We start from the raw sequence: 1,126 nt of genomic DNA on the forward strand, positions 1-1,126 counted from the left end.
TTGGAGGAGGACGATTCGGCGTTGCTATATACATGTCGCCCCTCACGAGGCTTTGATTCTATCAAAAGGGATAGTTCAATTGGGCAATTATCCATAATGCCCTGGCAAAATCTAACAGAATCTAACACTTTTTGCAAAAATCAGGTCTCCTGCCCAACGGGTTGGGGGACCTAGCCCCTACGGATTCAATCTTCCGTCTTCTCGTTTTCCCATCTTTACCCATCCGTGGGTGCGATGCAGTCGGCGGAGTCGTTACTGGGTCGATTGACGAGGCGTGAAACTGGGTAAGCCTCCATTTCTTCAGTGGGATACGCCGTGAGGAGTCCATCCAACTGTTTGGGGGATTGATCGCTCGGATCTAGCCATAGATCATAGGCGTCAGGTTCAAGGATAACCGGCATCCGCCGGTGGATAGTCTGCATGAGAGAGTTCGGGGAGGTTGTGATGATTGTGCAGGAGAGAAGCGGATCATCATCTATATTTGGGGACCACGTCTCCCATAGTCCCGCGAACGCAAAGGGCTTTTCCGATTTGAGGCGAATATAGAAAGGGGTTTTGGTCTTACTCCCGGGTTCAGCCTTCCACTCATAAAACCCGTCGGTAAGGATGAGACACCGTCGTCGCTTATAGGGCGTCCGAAAGGAGGGTTTGTCCGCTAAGGTTTCTGCACGCGCATTAATCATGCGATTACCGATTTTGGGATCCTTCGCCCAGGACGGAATCAGTCCCCATTGGAAAAATTCTACGCTGTTCTCACCGTTATTCGGTACAACAGCAATTGTCTGAGAGGGAGCGATGTTGTAACGGGGAACCACTTCATCGGGCATTGTGAAGCCGGGAAAAGTTTCTGTCAAAGTCTCAGGGTCTGTTCTCAATGTGAATCGTCCGCACATGGCTAGTCTCCTAAAAAAGAATTGCTCATGTAAAAAGAAGGTGCAAACCGTAAAAAGTGTGAAACGTGATACCCTGATAGGATCGGGATCCACGGTATCGTAAGCCTCCGATGAATCGGAGTCAACGATACCGGGACGTGAAAGGTGGAAACCATTTATCAAAAAATCCTTTAGGTCTAAGCCCCAAACAGTTATGTTTGGGATACAGATTGCTTTAGCAGTTTTTCTGTTGA

General features: G+C 48.8%; 1 protein-coding gene. It reads right to left on the reverse strand.

Translation table 11 applies throughout. From position 1 onward, the window contains the following. Positions 1–215 precede the first annotated feature (215 nt). The gene (locus J4G02_17950; protein MCE2396422.1) at positions 216–893 is read right to left on the reverse strand and encodes an SOS response-associated peptidase; all 678 of its coding nucleotides are present in this window, start codon (positions 891–893) and stop codon (positions 216–218) included. Positions 894–1,126 lie beyond the last annotated feature (233 nt).

This window comes from Candidatus Poribacteria bacterium, assembly GCA_021295755.1.
In the GTDB taxonomy this organism is placed as follows: domain Bacteria; phylum Poribacteria; class WGA-4E; order WGA-4E; family PCPOR2b; genus PCPOR2b.